A 15214-nucleotide genomic window follows, 5' to 3' on the forward strand; every position below is an offset into this window, starting at 1 on the left:
TTAATACCACTTGAACACCAATCATCGGTTTTGTAAGATCTTCTGGAAAGCCGACGACAGGCCCCATCCACTCAAGTGGAGGAGACGTGAAGAATTCCCTTGCGGTGCGCTTCGTGCTGTCCTCCGCATCCGCCGATGCGCGGGGCGCGCCGCGCGCGCGTCCTGATGCCGCCTCCCCGCGCACGCACCCATGAGCGCGCGCCCGTCCGCACGCCGGCATCGCCGGCGCGAGCCCGACCCATGAGCGCGCGCGGCGTCCCGGCCGCGCCCCATCGCAGTTCCTGGATTCGTCACGGCATCACGCTTTCGGCGCCGAATCGCCGACCTCTCTAAGGAATACCCATGAACCGAATGCACGCTGTCGCTGCAGGGCTCGTTGCGTCCCTCGCATTCGCATGCGCTGTTGCGCATGCCCAAGCCGCACCGGCCGCCGCGCCGCAAGCGGGCGCGCCCGCCGCGTCCGCGGCCGGCCGGCCGCCCGTCAATCCGCTCGCACTCGCCGCCGCGCTGTCCAACAACCTCGCACTGCGCGTCGCGGTCGACAACAACAACGCCGCGGCCGCGGGCGTACCCTGCGCCAATCTCGGGGCCGACTGGGCCGGTTGCGCGACCGGCCGCCTGATCCTCGTCAACCGCGGCCAGACCCGGATCGACGGCGCCGGCTGGAAACTCTATCTGCACAGCATCCGCCGCCTGCTGCGCATCGACCATCCCGGCTTCGCGCTGCGCCACCTGACCGGCGACCTGTACGAGCTGACGCCGCGCGCGGGCGCGGTGCAGTTCGCGCCGGGCGCGCGCATCGAGGTGCCATTCGTCGCCGAATACTGGCTGCGCCGCTACAGCGACGTGCTGCCGCGGCCGTACGTCGTGGTCGCGGGCGCGCCGCCCGCCGTGCTGCGCTACGACGACACCGACGACGAAACCCGCTACGTCGAATCGCTGCCCGCCGACGCGCAAAGCAATTCGACCGGCAACGCACCGCCCGCGGTCGCGCAGCCCGTGGCGGCGCGCGCGCTGCCCGCGGTGCTGCGGCAGCAACTCGGCGACGCGACGCTCGACGTGCGCGGCGTCGATCTCGCGCTGCCCGACCTGTCCTGGGCGCACCTCGCCGCGCTGCGCGAGCGCGCGGGCACGCTCGGCCTCTACGGCGGCGGCGTCACGGTGCGCGGGCGCATCGCGCCGCGCCGCCTGCCCGCCGACATCGCGGTGCCCGGCGGCTACCGCCTGACGATCGGCCGCCAGGGCGTGACCATCGAGGGCTACGACGCGGCCGGGCTCTATTACGGCGTGCAGACGCTGTTCTCGCTGACGCCCGCGGGCGGCGGCGCGATCCCGTCGATGGTGGTCGAGGATGCGCCGCGCTTCCCGCACCGCGGCATGCATGTCGATCTCGCGCGCAACTTCAAGCACCCCGCGACGCTGCGCCGCCTGATCGACCAGATGAGCGCGTACAAGCTCAACCGGCTGCACCTGCACCTGTCCGACGACGAAGGCTGGCGCATCGAGATCCCGGGGCTGCCGGAGCTCACCGCGATCGGTGGACGCCGCTGCCACGACCCGAGCGAATCGGTGTGCCTGCTGCCGCAGCTCGGCTCCGGTCCCGACAACCGTTCGGGCGGCGGCTATCTGCGTCGCGACGAGTACATCGCGCTGCTGCGCTACGCGGCCGACCGCTTCGTCGACGTGATCCCGGAAATCGACATGCCCGCGCATGCGCGCGCGGCGGTGATGTCGATGGAGGCGCGCTACCGGCGGCTGCATGCGCAGGGACGCGAGCAGGAAGCGAATGCGTACCGGCTGCTCGATCCGCAGGACACGTCGAACACGCTGTCGGTGCAGTTCTACGATCGCCACAGCTATCTGAACCCGTGTGCGCCGGGCGCGCTCGCGTTCGCGACGAAGGTGATCCGCGAGATCGCGGCGATGCATGCGGACGCGCAGGCGCCGCTGCCGATCTGGCATTTCGGCGGCGACGAGGCGAAGAACATCCTGCTCGGCGCGGGCTTCCAGCCGCTCAACGGCACCGATCCGGGCAAGGGTCGCGTCGACCTCGCCGCGCAGGACAAGCCGTGGGCGCGCTCGCCGATGTGCACCGCGCTGCTGCAGCGGGGCGAGATCAAGTCGACCGACGAGTTGCCGACGCGCTTCGCGCAGCAGGTGAGCACGGTGGTCAACGCGAACGGCATCGGCACGATGGCCGCGTGGCAGGACGGGCTCAAGCACGCGAACGGGCCGCAGGACTTCGGCACGCGCAGCGTGATGGTGACGCTGTGGGACACGCTGTTCTGGGGCGCGGCCGACAGCGCGCGGGACTGGAGCGCGAAGGGCTATCGCACGGTGCTCGCGCTGCCCGACTACCTGTACTTCGACTTCCCGTACACGACCAATCCGCGTGAGCGCGGGTATTACTGGGGTTCGCACGCGACCGACGAGTACAAGGTGTTCTCGTTCGCGCCCGAGAACCTGCCGCAGAACGCCGAGGTGATGGCGGACCGCGACGGCAATCCGTTCGAAGTCACGGGCACGGGAGCCGCGCCGAAACTGGAAGGGATGCAAGGGCAGGCGTGGGGCGAGGTGATGCGCAACGACCAGTTGCTCGAATACATGGTGTATCCGCGCCTGCTCGCGCTCGCGGAACGCGCCTGGCACCGGGCGGGTTGGGAACGGCCGTATCAGGCGGGCGTGCGCTACAAGCTCGGCGATACGCATCTCGTCGACAAGAACGCCCTGCAGAACGACTGGGCCGGCTTCGCGACGGTGCTCAAGCAACGCGAGCTGCCGAAGCTGCAACGGGCGGGGATCGGGTATCGGCAGCCGACGTTCGAGTTGGCTGATCACTGACGGAGGGCGTGATCGGCTGCGAAGCCGGTCATGCACACGCCGGGCGCATGCGATATGCCCGGCGTGTGCGTCGGACAAACTGCCCACGCTGTTCGACGTTGAACACGCCATGCCGGCAACGCGCTTCGGCAAGGCGTTCCTCATCGAGCCTCGCCCCAAGTCCATACATCCCTCACGCATCACGCCTGTCGACGGGAACCCCTCTCCATATTTCATCCAGGCGGCCATGCCGATACGGAACGTATCCGATCGTCGCAAGGCATCGGGATCCGCGTCCGAGCGTCATGATGCGCGGCCCCGTCAACTCGGTGGATCGGCCGCTTTTTTGCGATGAATTCGACGGTACGCTGAAGCCACGAATGCACGCCGACGAACTCACGCTCGCTCTCGCGGGCACGGGCGAGTGTGTGGAAGATACCGGCATGCACGGGCGTGTCGCGAGGTGCGCGTCGTGTTGCCAAAGGGACGGACCATGACTGAACAGGAAACCGAAGACGCCGGCTTGTCTTCCACCGAGTATGTGAAGTGCGTCACCGCCTTCATGGACGATGTGAGCAGGTGGTGCGGAGACTGCGGCCTGGCCGTGGAACGCAACCTCGTCACACTGTGGGAGGAGCACATGGACAAATACGACGCCCCCGGCCTTCATATATCGAAAGACGGTGCGTCGTTGGGCAGGGTCGTGCCGACCGGATCAAGAATCATCGGTGCGGACGGGCGCGTGGACCTGAACGGTCGGATCACGAGGCATTCGCTCCTTTTCTATAGGGGAAGAAGTCCGTCGCCCCCGGCGCGGCCGATCGTCGGCCGACGCGCCGCGGCGGCGTCATCGATACGCACGCGCCCCGGAGTGGACGAAGACGGCTGGTATTGGATCGAGGCGTCCGTGCGCAGGTCGATGCGCGTCGACGAGAGTCTGTTTCTCGATCTGCTCACGGACGTTTCCGACTATGAGTTTTGATAACCCGCTCGATCCGGTCTATCGGTCATTTTCCATAGCGAGCGACTGTTTCAGGGTCGTTGCGCGAACGGTCCAAATGCAGCACGAGGAACTCATCGGACGCACGCACTTCGCCAGGGTGGCGCCGGAGGAGGCCAGTCCCGCCCTCGAAGGCGCAGCAAGACAAGCGGCCGACCTCGCCGTCCTGGCGCTGTTCGCTTCCTTCGAGCGGTTCGTCATCGCGCATCTGCAAGCGGCAAGCCATCTGCTCGCGGCAGGATACCCGCAGCAGTACGCCACCAGGCTGGCGGATAAATTCACGGATGAGGTCGAGTACTGGCGCTTCGGCGAGATCCTCAATCTTTTCAAGGCGGAGGTCGATCCTCACCTCATCGGCCAAGTGAAGCAAATCAAGCGCTATCGTGATCGCATTGCGCACAGCAACCCAGGCAAGCCAAGCGCGACGCAGGTCACGCCCGAGAAGACATTCGATATCCTGACCATGATGATCGAACGGATTCGACAGGCCCACGTACCGCCCGCCGGCAACGGGATGGGCGAGGCTCGCGCACCGGAATCCGCTCGATAAGCGCGAGGCGCTGATTGCGGCCTGCTTCCCGCACTCTGCAGCGCATCGCCGCCGAGCCGCCCCACCGTCAAGACTCAAAAAAGAAGCGGCTTGCGTTCCCGCAAGCCGCTTCCTCACCTCATGCCTCACAGGGCCGGACACGTCCGGCCTGGTCGATCACGCCGGCTGCGCCGCCGCCCCGCTGCCGTCCGTCGACGGCAACCGCGCCGCCAACTGCTGCGCATACCGCTGCGCCGCCTGCCCGCAGACGATGTGGAACGTATCGACCGACACCCACGCGACATCGAGCGCCGCCAGCCGCTGCCGGTCCACCGCCGACGGATCGCGCACGACCACGCGCAGACGCGTCGTCGCCACCGCATCGAGCGCCGCGACGTTGGTCGCGCCGCCGAACACCGCGAGCCAGCGCGCCGGCTCCGGATCGAGCGGCCCCGCATCGCCCGCCGCGACCGGCGCGGCAGCCGCCGCCGATGCCGTCGCCGCCGCACCCGAGCCGATCTCGCTGCGGATCTCGTCCGCGATCAGATCCGCTTCCGGCCCGATGATCACCTGCACGCTGCTGCCGCCGCGCTTGAGCACGCCGCGCGCGCCGATCGTCTTCAGATCCGCCTCGGACACCTTCTCCGGATCGACCACCGACAAACGCAGCCGCGTCGTGCATGCATCGACGACCGACAGGTTCGCCGCGCCGCCCAGCGCCGCGATGTAGTGCTGCGCGCGCGACACCGCGGCGCCCGCCGTCGGCGACACGAAGCCGCCGCTGCCGAACGAGGCCGCCTGCGCCTGTTCCGCGCCCGGCTCGCGGCCCGGGGTCGCCATGTTGAAGGTGCGGATGAAGAAGCGGAACAGCCCGTAGTACGCGACCGCATAGGCCACGCCGAGCGGAATCGCGATCCAGCCCTTCGTCGACAGGCCGTAGTTGAGCACATAGTCGATCGCGCCCGCCGAGAACGTGAAGCCGAGCTTCACGCCAAGCAGTTGGCAGATCGCGAGCGAAAGCCCCGTCAGCAGCGCATGGATCACGTACAGCACCGGCGCGAGGAACATGAAGCTGAATTCGATCGGCTCGGTCACGCCGGTCAGGAACGAGGTCAGCGCCATCGAGAACAGCAGGCCGCCGACCACCGCGCGGCGCTCCTTCGGCGCTTCATGGAACATCGCGAGACAGGCGGCCGGCAGGCCGAACATCATGATCGGGAAGAACCCGGCCATGAAGCCGCCCGCGGTCGGATCGCCCGCGAAGAAGCGATGCAGGTCGCCCGTCACCGCCGCGCCGCCCGCCGGCGTGAAGGTGCCGAACACGAACCAGGCGAGCGAGTTGATGATGTGGTGCAGGCCCGTGACGAGCAGCAGACGGTTCAGGAACCCGAACACGAAGGTGCCGATCGCGCCCGCGGTCGTGAGCCACTGGCCGGCCGCGTCGATCGCGTGCTGCACCGGCTGCCACACGTAGCCGAACACGATCCCGAGCACCACGCACACGAGCCCCGTGATGATCGGCACGAAGCGTTTGCCGCCGAAGAACGCGAGGTAGTCCGGCAGCTTGATGTCCTTGTAGCGGTTGTACAGCAGCCCCGCCGTGACCCCCGCGATGATCCCGGACAGCACGCCCATGTTCAGCTTCGGGTCGATGTCCTTCATGATCGCGACTTCGATCAGATAGCCGATCGCGCCCGCGAGCGCGGCCACGCCGTTGTTGTCCTTCGCGAAGCCGACCGCCACGCCGATCGCGAACAGGAGCGGCAGGTTGTCGAAGATCGCGCCGCCGGCGTCGGCGATCATCTTGATGTTGAACACATCCGGCTGGCCCAGGCGCAGCAGGATGCCGGCGACCGGCAGCACCGCGATCGGCAGCATCAGCGCCCTGCCCAGGCTCTGTATTTTCAGAAACGGGTTCCCGTCCATTCAGTCCTCCAATCCTTATGTCTCGTCGTTGATTTAATAGCTCTGTTGCCTGCAGCGGATGCGATTTCGTCGAACGCCGGTTCAGTCCAGCGGCCAGATTTCGCGGCTTGCAGCCCTTACCGCCTGTGCCGATTCCAGCGCGAGCGCGTCCTGCGCGCGTTGTCGGCACAGTTGATAATCGAGACGGCGCACACGCGCCTTGATGCCCGGCACCGACACCGGGTCCACCGACAATTCCGTGACGCCGAGGCCGACCAGCAGCGGCACCGCCACCGGATCGCCGCCCAGCGCGCCGCACACGCCCACCCACTTGCCGTGTTTCTCCGCGCCGCGCACGGTCGCGTCGATCAGGCGCAGCACGGCCGGATGCAGGCCGTCCGCGAGCGCGGCGAGATCCGCCTGGCAGCGGTCCATCGCGAGCGTGTACTGGGTCAGATCGTTGGTGCCGATCGACAGGAAGTCCGCGTGCGCCGCCAGCTGATCCGCGAGCAGCGCGGCCGACGGCACTTCGATCATCACGCCCACCTCGATCGGATCGGTGCGGCCGAGCGCGCGCGCGAATTCGTCGATGCGCGTGCGGATCCGCACCAGCTCGCCCACGTCGGTCACCATCGGCAGCAGGATCCGCACCGCGCCGAACGGCTTCACCGAGAGCAGGCCCTGCAACTGATCGTCGAGCAGGTCCGGCCGGACCTGCGCGAGCCGGATCCCGCGCAGGCCGAGCGCCGGATTCGGCTCGGGCGGCAGCGTCAGGTAATCGACTTCCTTGTCCGCGCCGACGTCGAGCGTGCGGATGATCGCGGTGCGGCCCTGCAGCGCGTCGACGATCGACTGGTAGCTCTGCTGATGCTCGCTCGTGGTCGGCGCAGCCTGGCGATGAATGAACATCAGCTCGGTGCGCAGCAGGCCGACCGAGTCGGCGCCGTTGTCGACCGCCACGTTCGCGTCGTCGAGCGTCGCGATGTTCGCGGCCACCTCGATGGTGCGGCCGTCATGCGTGACGGCGGCTTCGCGCGAGGTGCGGCGATTCACCTCGCGCACGCCCGCGAGTCGCCGGCGTTCGGTGCGCGCGCGCTCGACGTCGAGCGCCGTCGGCGCGTGTTCGAGCCGGCCCGCGCTCGCGTCGACCACCACCTGCGTGCCTTCCGGAATCGCGTGCAGCGCGTCGCCCACGGCCACCAGCGCGGGAATGCCGAGCTGGCGCGCGATGATCGCCGCATGCGAGGTCGCGCCGCCGCGCGCCATCACGAGTGCGGTCACGCGTTCGCGATCGAGCGTCGACAAGTCCGAGGGCGTGAATTCCTCCGCCGCCAACACGGCCTCGTCGGGCAGTTGGCGCGCGGTCGTGTTCGCATAGCCGAGTGCGCGCAGCACGCGCTTGTCGATGTCGCGCAGGTCGGCCGCGCGTTCGGCGAGCAGCGCGTCGTCGACGTTCGACAGGATCGCGATCTGCGCGCGGATCGTCTCGCGCCAGGCGTGGCCCGCGCTCTTGCCGAGGCTGATCAGGTCGCGCGCGGCGTCGATCAGCGTCGGGTCTTCGAGCAACACGCGGTGCACGGCGAAGATCCCGGCCTCGCCCACCGCGCCGCGTTGCGACGCGCTGCGCACCGTTTCGTCGAGCTCCGCGTCGACGTCGGCCAGCGCCTTGTCGAGCAGGCGACTCTCGGCGGCGGACGTGCCGCTCGCCCGCTCGGGCGGCGTCGGGTCGGCGTCGTCCCAGCGCACCAGCGCGCCCACCGCGATGCCGGGCGCCGCGCATACGCCCGCGAGCGTGTTCGGATCGAGCGGCACGCCGGCGCCGCGCGCGACGGCAGGCGCTTGGGCGAAACCGGCGGCGCGCGCCGGCTTCTCCTCGACCTCGCCGTGCGCCTCGCGCAGCAGTTCGACGGCGACCGCATCGACCGCGCGCGCGGCCTGCGGGCCGCTGCCGACCAGCTCGATGGTCGCGTGCTCGCCGGCACCGAGGCCGAGCAGGCCGACGACGCTCTCGATCGCCGCGCGGCGGCCTTCGAAATACACCTCGACCTTCGCGTCGAGGCCGCGCGCGGCTTCGCGCGCACGCGCGGCGGGCCGCGCATGCAGGCCGCCCGGCTGGCTCAGCGTGAGCGCGCGGCGCACCTCGGTCGAGGTCGAAGTCTCGGTCGCGGCGGGCGCGGCCTCGACGGGCTGCGCCGGCGCCGCGCCCTGCGCGCGCAAGGTGAGGAGCGTGGTTTCGCCCGCCGTCACGAGGCCGCCGCCCACGCGCCCGACGACCGCGAACGCATCCGAGTTGGCGACCGCGATCACCGACACGAGGCTGTGCGCTGCGCGCGCGACCGCGTCCTGGTCGAATTCGATCAGGAGGTCGCCCGTGCGCACCTGCGCGCCCTGCTCGACCTTCGCGGTGAACCCGCTGCCGGCCAGCTCGACGGTGTCGATGCCGATATGCAGCAGGATCTCCGCGCCCTGCTGCGTCGTGATCGTCACCGCGTGGCCGGTGCGCGCGAGATGCGACACCACGCCGTCGCACGGCGCGACGAGCCGGCCGTCGAGCGGATCGATGCCGATGCCGTCCCCGAACATGCCGCCCGAAAACACCGGATCGGGCACCTCGGCCAACGGGACGACCGGGCCCGTCAAGGGCGCCAGCAGGACAATCTGGTCGTGGGATGCATTCTTCAACAGGGACTCCTCGGCACGTCTCATCGCTTATCTCGGCTGGTCAATGCGTTTCGGTGACTTTGTTCAGGTGGCGCGGCGTGTCCGGATTGCGGCCGCGCGCGACGGCGAGATCCGCAGCCATCACGTAGAACGAAAGAATGGCGGCGATCGGATCGAGCGCCGGGTGGGCGGACTGCGCAAGCGGCAGCGTGGCGTCGGGCGTGCCGGCGGGCGCGGCGAGCAGCACCCGCGCGCCGCGCGCGCGCATGTCGCGCGCGAGCTGCAGGAGGCCTTCCTGTTCCGGCCCGGGCGGCGCGAACACGAGCAGCGGATAGTCGCGGTCGATCAGCTCCATCGGCCCGTGCCGCACTTCCGCGCTCGAGAATGCCTCGGCCTGGATGCCCGAGGTTTCCTTGAGCTTGAGCGCCGCTTCCTGCGCGATCGCGAGACCGAGCCCGCGACCGATCACGATCATCCGCTCGACGTCGCGCAACTCCGCGACGGCGCTCGACCAGTCGAGCCCGCCCGCCTGCACGAGCACGTCGGGCAGGCCGCGCAGCGCGGCGAGCAGCGCGGCGTCCTGCTGCCAGAACGCAACGATCTGCGCGGACAGCGACAGCATCGCGATATAGCTCTTGGTCGCGGCCACCGACAGCTCGGGGCCGGCCAGCAGCGGCAGCTGGTGCTCGCATGCGTCGGCGAGCGGCGACGGCAGCACGTTGACCGCCGCGACCGTGAGCGCGCCCGCGTCGCGCAGCGCCGCCATCGTATTGACGAGATCCGGGCTCTTGCCCGACTGCGAGAACGCCAGCGCGAGCTGCCCGGCCACGCGCAGCGGCGCCTGTTGCAAGGTGGCGACCGACATCGGCAGCGATGCGACCGGCACGCCGAGACGGCTCATCGTGAGGCTCGCGAAATAGCTGGCGGCGTGATCGGAACTGCCGCGCGCCACCGTCAGCGCGACCTGCGGCACATGCGCGGCCAGGTGCGCGGCGAGCACTTCGACGCGGCGGGTGTCGGCGAGTTGCGCGGCCACCACCTGGGCGGCTTCGCGCGCCTCGTTAAGCATATTCGACAATCGATTCTCCTTCGACATAGGTCGCGGTCAGGTTCAGGTCGCGGTCGAACACCGCGACGTCGGCCCACGCGCCGCGCGCGAGGCGGCCGCGATCGGCGACGCCGAGATAGTCGGCCGCGTAGCGCGACATGCGGTTCGACACGTCGGCGATCGGCAGGCCCAGCGACACGAGGTTGCGCAGCGCCTGGTCCATCGTCAGCGTGCTGCCGGCGAGCGTGCCGTCGGCCAGGCGCACGCCGCCCAGGCATTTCGTCACGTGCTGGCTGCCGAGCCGGTATTCGCCGTCCGGCATGCCGGTCGCGGACGTGCTGTCGGTCACGACGTAGAGCCGCGGGATCGCGCGCAGCGCCGCGCGGATCGCGCCCGGATGCACGTGCAGCAGATCGGGGATGATCTCCGCGTACTCCGCATGCGCGAGCGCCGCGCCGACGAGGCCCGGATTGCGGTGATGCAGCGGCGACATCGCGTTGAACAGGTGGGTGAAGCCGCATGCGCCGTGCTTGAGCGCGGTGACGGCGTCGTCGTAGGTCGCGAGCGAGTGGCCGAGCTGCACGCGCACGCCGCGCGCCGCCATCTCCGAGATGATCTCGATGTGGCCGGCGATCTCGGGCGCGAGCGTGACGACACGGATCGGCGCGATCGACAGGTACTTGAGCACTTCGTCGAGCACCGCCGACACGGCCGCGTCGGGCTGCGCGCCGAGCTTGCCCGGGTTGATGTAAGGACCTTCCAGGTGGACGCCCAGCACGCGCGCGCCGCCCGGCGTGCGCGTGCGCGCGACGTCGCCCAGGCCCGCGACGACGTGCATCAGTTCGTCGCGCGGCGCCGTCATCGTGGTGGCGAGCAGGCTGGTCGTGCCGTAGCGCGCGTGCGTGCGCGTGATCGCCTCGATCGCGTCGCCGCCTTCCATCACGTCGGCGCCGCCGCCGCCGTGCACGTGCAGGTCGATGAAACCCGGCAGGATGTACTGCGCGTCGTTCTTCGCCGGATCGACGCGGTCGCCCGACAGTGCGGTAATCCGGCCGTTCTCGAAATCGAGCGTGCCGTGGATCCAGCCTTCGGGGGTGAGTATGTTTCCGGTCAGCATGACTGTCTCTTGATGGTCTCGATGGCGCGTAAAAGGGTGCTGCTCTTGCTGCGAGAGAGTGGGTGGCCAGGCTGCGCGTAGCGCGTCAGCGTTTCAGTTCGGCCACGAAATCGTAATAGTCGTCACGGCAGTAGCTTTCGGTCACCTCGATTGCCCGCTGGTCGGCGCCGTAACCGATCCGCGTGATGAGCAGGAGCGCCGCGCCCGGCGCGACGCCCATCCATTTGGCGATCTCGCGCGTCGCGTTGACCGCGCGAAAGTGCTGCAGCGCGCGCACCACCGCTGCGCCGCGCATTTCCAGGTAGCGGTACAGCGACGCGCCGAGCGCCTGCGGATCCGGCACGAACGCCGCGGGCAGCGTCGAATGCTCGACCGCCATCACGATGCCGTCCGCGCGGCGCAGCCGTTCGAGCCGCGCGACCAGCGCGCCGGGCGCGAGCCCGAGATGCGTGAGCTCGTCGCGGCTGGCGGCGCGCAGGGCCCGCTTGAGCCATACCGAATCGGGTTGGAAGCCGCGCTGCTCCATCTTCGCCGTGAAGCCGACGAGGCGCGACAGCGGATCGGCCACGCGCGGCGTGATGAAACTGCCCGCGCCGCGCGCGCGCCGGATCAGCCCTTGTTCGACCAGCAGCGACAGCGCGCGCCGCGCGGTGATCCGCGACACACCGACCGACACCGACAGCACCCGTTCCGACGGCAGCGCCTCGCCGGCCTGCCACGCGCCGCCGTGAATCGCGCTCGCGAGATTGCGGGCGAGCTGCAGATAGAGCGGCGTGTCACTGTGAACGTCGGGCGCGAGGGCCGACCAGCCGATTTCCATGGGTATCCGTCGATCGAGAAGCGAACGCGGGGGCGTTCCGATGCGAGGCAATTATATAACCAAACTAATACCAGTCAATTCGACTGGGCCAGACCTCGCCGATACGCGGGAAGCGTTGCCTGGCGGGCGAATCGGCGCACCGAAACCCTTTATTTACAACGTTCTCCGGGATAGGGATTTACCCGTATCGGCTTGATCGGGGTCAGGAAACGCGCGGCGGGAGCAAACGTTTTTGCACCTGGATGAGACCGGAATAGCACCAGTCGAAGGCACTGGTATGCAACGTGGTGCGCAGGGGAATGGGGCGACGCCGAGCGCCGGCGACGCCCCTGCCCTTTCGCAACGCGGTCGATCAGCATCGGATCGACGCCGAGCGCCTTGCCGGTTTCACGCAGCACGCCGCGCGCGGCGGTAGGTCGAGACGGCGGCCGCGAGCGCGGCGCGCTCGTGTCCGTATTTCCTGTAGATATGTTGAATCACCTCTTCCCGACGCTGGTGTTCGAAATCCACGTCGATATAGTACCCATGTGCGCTCTACTGATTTGCGCGCATGCGCGTCCAGCCGATCCGTTCTGACATATCAAGGTGTGACCCTGACCCAAGAAATAGCCCGGATCAAAAGTAGAGAAATTCGGCATGAAGTGTCCAAGCTGACACGAAGGCCATGCCATGAAGACGAGCAAGTTCACCGAAGAGCAGATCGCGTTTTCACTGAAGCAGGCGGAACTGGGCACGAAGGTCGAAGAGATATGTCGCAAGCTCGGGATCAGCGAAGCGACGTGCTACCGCTGGAAGAAGAAATTCGGAGGGCTGGGGCCCTCCGAACTACTCCGGTTGCGACAGCTTGAAGAGGAAAACGCGAGGCCGAAGCGGCTCGTAGCGGGCCTGAGTCTTAATAAGGCCATGTTGCAGGACGTCCTGGCAAAAAAGCTCTAAAGCCGGCCCGTAGGCGCATGTTGATCGTGAGGATTGCGGCGTGCTGGCACGCGTGACAGGACTTCTCCGCGCGGCCATCGTTCATATTGGCGCATAGGTTTTGCCCCTTTCCTGGCAAGGTCCCGGCAGAGAGCTACGCCAAACCGACGCTCGACGTTTTCTGGGGTGCCCGCCCCCGTCCCACGAGAAAAGCCGCAGTCTCTACGGCGCTCGTTGCGTCACCGACCATGCATCGTGTCGGGTCTTCGTGTATGCAGTGACAGGACTTGCGGTCGCTGCTATGTACCACCGGTTTCCGAGCACCGAGCCGCGCCACACAACTGCCACTGCGCCGCTCGGCCCTTCCTGGTGGATCGTCACACGCTTGGCACTGCTCAGCGTCGACGCATTCGCCGGCGGCCTGTTCGTCAATTCGTTGCTGTCGCTCTGGCTGATGCAACGCTCCGGCCTGTCGATCGGCTCGGCGGGACAGTTCTTCTTCTGGACCGGACTACTCTCAGTTGGCTCCCAACTCGTGGCGCCACCGCTGTCGCACAGGATCGACCTGCTGAACACGATGGTGATTACGCACATCCCGTCGAGCCTGTGCCTGATCGGTGCGACGCTCACGCCGTCGCTGCCGGCGACGCTAGCGCTGCTGCTGATGCGCAGCGCCGCAATTGCACAATGCTCGGATTCCCATGACTCAATTTTCAGGATGCCAAAACAATTTAATCTGACAAAAAGTGAGAATTCCATGGATTGGCACATTGTATGATGAATATCTCATCAGGGAAACTACTGATTTATATGAGTATTCGCGTTGGCTCTACGTCGTCGATGTTCGTTCGAGTGGTAGCCAACGCATGCCTGTTCGCGATGGCATGCGGCGTGTCGTCAGTCTGGGCGTTCGATCCGTTGTGGGTCGAGCATTCCGTGTCGACAACACCCGCTGCAGGCGTCCTTGGATCGGATCGCGCGGCGGTATGCGTGTTTGACGCATTGCCAAGGCTACTGCGACTGCAGGACGCGATTGAGCGATCTCTATGCCTCAATCCGAAAACACGTGAGGCGTGGGCAAATGTCAAGATACAGGCGTCCGCGGTCGGCGTCGCGCGTGGAGCGTTCCTGCCAACGCTCTCGGCAAACTGGCAGGGTACGCGTGACAAGACAGTGAATCATGTCATCGGGTACTCCCAATACGACTCGGGTTATCGAACCAACCTGCAGAACGCAGGCGTGTCATTGAGCTGGGTTTTGTACGACTTTGGTAGTCGCGCCGCGGCGCTCCGAAATGAAGCGAATCTGCTAGCTGCCGCGCAGGCGAACCAGCAGGCAACCCTTCAGGAAGTGTTCGCAAAGGTCGCCAGGGATTACTACGCCGCTCAGGCGGCACGTGGTGCGCTCGCGGCCGCCCGTGAGATTGAACAGACGGCACACGATAGCGTCGATGCGGCCACTGCCCTGTTCAATGCCGGCAGGGCTGATGTCAGCGACCAGTTGCAGGCAGAGACAACCTACACGGATTCGATGATGAGTCGCGTCAAGTCCGAGGAAGCATGGAAAGTCGCAGAGGGAACGCTGGCAGCGGACATGAATCTGTCTTCGGACATCGAATTATCGCTACCTGATGTTGGGGATGGCGTCGCGCCGACCCGTCAGTTTACCGATTCGGTCGCTGAACTGATGAAGGAGGCGCAACGAACGCATCCCGCTATCGTCGCGGCTCAGGCACGGGTTGCTGCCGCCCGCGCGAAGGCCAGGCAGATCCGTGCAGATGGCTTGCCGCGCCTGAGTCTGGTTGCACAGTACAACTACAATAACCAGCCGACAAGCCTGCAGCTCGGCTATCCCGTGTTCCCTGCCAGGCATAGCGAGTGGTATTTGGGCATCCAGGTGACAATCCCGATCTTCGAAGGTTTCACGCGCACCTATCTGACGCACGGTGCCGAAGCGCAAACGGATCTGCAGGCCGCTCTCCTTGAGGAGACCCGTCAGCAGGTGGGTCTGGAAGTCTGGAACAGCTATCAGGCGTTGCAGAGCGCGACCTCGAATCTTGGCAACAGTGCAAAGCTGCTTTCACTCGCGCAACGTTCACAAAAAGTGGCGAGGCAGCGCTATAAGATGGGGGTTGGCAACATCCAAGAGCTACTCAACACACAGTCATCGCTAGCCACCGCGAAACAGAAGCGGATTCAGGCACTGACAGATTGGCGCTCGACGCGGCTGCAACTGGCAGCAAAGCTCGGCAATCTTGGTATGTGGAGTCTGGATGGCGCTCAATAGTTTGCCGGATCCTCGTTGTAGTGAATTGCACGCTCAAAGAGCGCCTTGGTCCTAAGTATGGAGCAGGAATAAGTCCCGTCAAACGGGAATGATAGTTAGATGAACTAAATGTG

The 15214-nt window shown here is 67.0% G+C and carries 9 protein-coding genes and 3 pseudogenes; 6 read left to right on the forward strand and 6 right to left on the reverse strand.

Features of this window, described 5'->3' with window-relative positions:
* Window positions 1–342 precede the first annotated feature (342 nt).
* From Bsp3421_RS27785 to Bsp3421_RS27795, 3 genes are all read left to right on the forward strand, one after another.
* Window positions 343–2841 carry a family 20 glycosylhydrolase gene (locus Bsp3421_RS27785; protein ID WP_273999217.1) on the forward strand — a complete coding sequence of 833 codons (2499 nt, stop codon included), beginning with the start codon at window positions 343–345 and terminating at the stop codon, window positions 2839–2841.
* A gap of 472 nt (window positions 2842–3313) precedes the next feature.
* Window positions 3314–3802, forward strand: coding sequence for a hypothetical protein (locus Bsp3421_RS27790; RefSeq protein ID WP_273999218.1), 489 nt, complete (start codon window positions 3314–3316; stop codon window positions 3800–3802).
* A 76-nt stretch (window positions 3803–3878) separates the two neighbouring features.
* Entirely contained in the window at window positions 3879–4370 is a 492-nt protein-coding gene (locus tag Bsp3421_RS27795) for a hypothetical protein (protein WP_273999220.1), read from the forward strand.
* A 156-nt stretch (window positions 4371–4526) separates the two neighbouring features.
* On the opposite strand, the gene nagE is transcribed toward Bsp3421_RS27795, so the two are convergent.
* From nagE to Bsp3421_RS34530, 6 genes and pseudogenes are all read right to left on the reverse strand, one after another.
* Window positions 4527–6275 (reverse strand): N-acetylglucosamine-specific PTS transporter subunit IIBC, encoded by a 1749-nt coding sequence (gene nagE / locus Bsp3421_RS27800; protein ID WP_273999221.1) that lies wholly within the window; start codon window positions 6273–6275, stop codon window positions 4527–4529.
* 81 nt (window positions 6276–6356) lie between these two features.
* On the reverse strand, window positions 6357–8960 hold the full coding sequence (ptsP, locus tag Bsp3421_RS27805; protein ID WP_273999222.1) for a phosphoenolpyruvate--protein phosphotransferase: 2604 nt from the start codon (window positions 8958–8960) through the stop codon (window positions 6357–6359).
* Between the two features lie 16 nt (window positions 8961–8976).
* On the reverse strand, window positions 8977–9984 hold the full coding sequence (locus Bsp3421_RS27810; protein WP_274004383.1) for an SIS domain-containing protein: 1008 nt from the start codon (window positions 9982–9984) through the stop codon (window positions 8977–8979).
* Window positions 9977–11080 carry an N-acetylglucosamine-6-phosphate deacetylase gene (gene nagA, locus Bsp3421_RS27815; RefSeq protein WP_273999223.1) on the reverse strand — a complete coding sequence of 368 codons (1104 nt, stop codon included), beginning with the start codon at window positions 11078–11080 and terminating at the stop codon, window positions 9977–9979. The genes Bsp3421_RS27810 and nagA overlap by 8 nt, the downstream gene beginning before the upstream one ends.
* Window positions 11081–11165: 85 nt before the next feature.
* A complete protein-coding gene (locus tag Bsp3421_RS27820) occupies window positions 11166–11900 on the reverse strand; it encodes a GntR family transcriptional regulator (protein WP_273999224.1) in 735 nt (244 codons plus the stop codon).
* A 335-nt stretch (window positions 11901–12235) separates the two neighbouring features.
* Window positions 12236–12416: pseudogene (locus Bsp3421_RS34530) on the reverse strand (hypothetical protein); the annotation flags it as partial.
* A gap of 153 nt (window positions 12417–12569) precedes the next feature.
* Between Bsp3421_RS34530 and Bsp3421_RS27825 the strand changes: the two are divergent.
* The 3 genes and pseudogenes from Bsp3421_RS27825 to Bsp3421_RS27835 all read left to right on the forward strand — a co-directional run.
* A pseudogene (locus Bsp3421_RS27825) lies at window positions 12570–12862 on the forward strand (transposase); the annotation flags it as partial.
* A 221-nt stretch (window positions 12863–13083) separates the two neighbouring features.
* Window positions 13084–13491 (forward strand): annotated as a pseudogene (locus Bsp3421_RS27830) (MFS transporter); the annotation flags it as partial.
* 98 nt (window positions 13492–13589) lie between these two features.
* Complete coding sequence (locus tag Bsp3421_RS27835) at window positions 13590–15101, forward strand: TolC family protein (protein WP_273999225.1); 1512 nt, start codon at window positions 13590–13592, stop codon at window positions 15099–15101.
* Window positions 15102–15214 lie beyond the last annotated feature (113 nt).

Origin of the sequence: Burkholderia sp. FERM BP-3421 (assembly GCF_028657905.1) — a bacterium.
Lineage (GTDB): Bacteria > Pseudomonadota > Gammaproteobacteria > Burkholderiales > Burkholderiaceae > Burkholderia.

Bases quoted from the DNA above. Each gene is read 5' to 3' on its own strand.
- Bsp3421_RS27785 (WP_273999217.1), top strand. From the start codon at position 343: ATGAACCGAATGCACGCTGTCGCTGCAGGGCTCGTTGCGTCCCTCGCA.
- Bsp3421_RS27790 (WP_273999218.1), top strand. From the start codon at position 3,314: ATGACTGAACAGGAAACCGAAGACGCCGGCTTGTCTTCCACCGAGTAT.
- Bsp3421_RS27795 (WP_273999220.1), top strand. From the start codon at position 3,879: ATGCAGCACGAGGAACTCATCGGACGCACGCACTTCGCCAGGGTGGCG.
- nagE (WP_273999221.1), bottom strand. From the start codon at position 6,275: ATGGACGGGAACCCGTTTCTGAAAATACAGAGCCTGGGCAGGGCGCTG.
- ptsP (WP_273999222.1), bottom strand. From the start codon at position 8,960: ATGAGACGTGCCGAGGAGTCCCTGTTGAAGAATGCATCCCACGACCAG.
- Bsp3421_RS27810 (WP_274004383.1), bottom strand. From the start codon at position 9,984: ATGCTTAACGAGGCGCGCGAAGCCGCCCAGGTGGTGGCCGCGCAACTC.
- nagA (WP_273999223.1), bottom strand. From the start codon at position 11,080: ATGCTGACCGGAAACATACTCACCCCCGAAGGCTGGATCCACGGCACG.
- Bsp3421_RS27820 (WP_273999224.1), bottom strand. From the start codon at position 11,900: ATGGAAATCGGCTGGTCGGCCCTCGCGCCCGACGTTCACAGTGACACG.
- Bsp3421_RS27835 (WP_273999225.1), top strand. From the start codon at position 13,590: ATGATGAATATCTCATCAGGGAAACTACTGATTTATATGAGTATTCGC.